The sequence below is a fragment of the Brevundimonas diminuta genome (genome assembly GCF_039673845.1).
Taxonomy (GTDB): Bacteria; Pseudomonadota; Alphaproteobacteria; order Caulobacterales; family Caulobacteraceae; genus Brevundimonas; species Brevundimonas diminuta_E.
This window is the reverse complement of sequence record NZ_JBDJMK010000026.1, coordinates 1-535: the sequence shown is the minus strand read 5'-3', so window position 1 is coordinate 535 and position 535 is coordinate 1. Positions and strand designations below refer to the sequence as shown.

The window sequence follows — 535 nt, the reverse complement described above, 5'->3', positions numbered from 1 at the left end:
CAGGAACGGCATGTCGATCGGGCGTTCCGGTTGCGGGATGTAGGCGTCGACCGCCGCCATCAGCTCCAGGATGCGCTCTTCGCCGATGTGGGCGTCGCGGTCTTCGACGGCAGCCAGGGCCGAGCCCTTGACCACCGGGATGTCGTCGCCCGGGAACTGGTACGAGCTGAGCAGCTCGCGCACTTCCATTTCGACCAGCTCCAGCAGCTCTTCGTCGTCGACCATGTCGACCTTGTTCAGGAACACCACCAGCGCCGGAACGCCGACCTGACGCGACAGCAGGATGTGCTCGCGGGTCTGCGGCATCGGGCCGTCAGCGGCCGAGCACACCAGGATCGCGCCGTCCATCTGAGCGGCGCCCGTGATCATGTTCTTCACGTAGTCGGCGTGGCCCGGGCAGTCGACGTGCGCGTAGTGACGGTTGGCCGTCTCATACTCGACGTGCGACGTGTTGATGGTGATGCCGCGCGCTTTTTCTTCCGGCGCGTTGTCGATGTCGGCGTAGTTCATCGCCTTGTTGCCGCCGGCCTTCGCC

The 535-nt window shown here is 65.6% G+C and carries 1 protein-coding gene; it reads right to left on the bottom strand.

Annotated features, from left to right (window positions below; translation table 11 throughout):
- Positions 1-535: GTP-binding protein (locus ABE454_RS16200; protein WP_346533100.1), on the bottom strand; the 535-nt coding region annotated here is incomplete at both ends.